Genomic DNA, 561 nt, shown 5'->3' with positions numbered 1-561 from the left:
AGACTTAGTTCAGGTCTTAGGATTAACTCTGCAGCGGATGATGCTTCAGGGATGGCGATAGCAGATAGTTTAAGATCTCAAGCCAATACTTTAGGTCAAGCTATCTCAAATGGTAATGATGCTTTAGGTATCTTACAAACTGCTGATAAGGCTATGGATGAGCAACTTAAAATCTTAGATACTATCAAGACTAAAGCTACTCAAGCAGCTCAAGATGGTCAAAGTACAAAAACAAGAACCATGCTTCAAGCAGATATAAACCGCTTAATGGAAGAGCTTGATAATATCGCTAATACTACAGCTTTTAACGGCAAGCAACTTTTAAGTGGAAATTTTACTAATCAAGAATTTCAAATCGGTGCAAGTTCAAATCAAACTATAAAAGCAAGCATTGGACCAACCCAGTCTTCAAAAATCGGTGTTACAAGATTTGAAACAGGTTCTCAAAGCTTTACTTCAGGTGTAGTGGGACTTACTATTAAAAATTACAATGGTTTGGAAGATTTTAAATTTGATAGTGTTGTGATTTCAACCTCTGTTGGAACAGGACTTGGAGCTTTA

General features: G+C 36.4%; 1 pseudogene. It reads left to right on the top strand.

The features are described from left to right. Nucleotides 1–561: pseudogene (locus tag AJ884_RS09775) on the top strand (flagellin); the annotation flags it as partial.

Origin of the sequence: Campylobacter sp. BCW_6463 (assembly GCF_001762785.1) — a bacterium.
Taxonomy (GTDB): domain Bacteria; phylum Campylobacterota; class Campylobacteria; order Campylobacterales; family Campylobacteraceae; genus Campylobacter_D; species Campylobacter_D jejuni.
The sequence above is the reverse complement of the archived record's forward strand: the minus strand, read 5'-3'. Positions and strand labels throughout refer to the sequence as shown.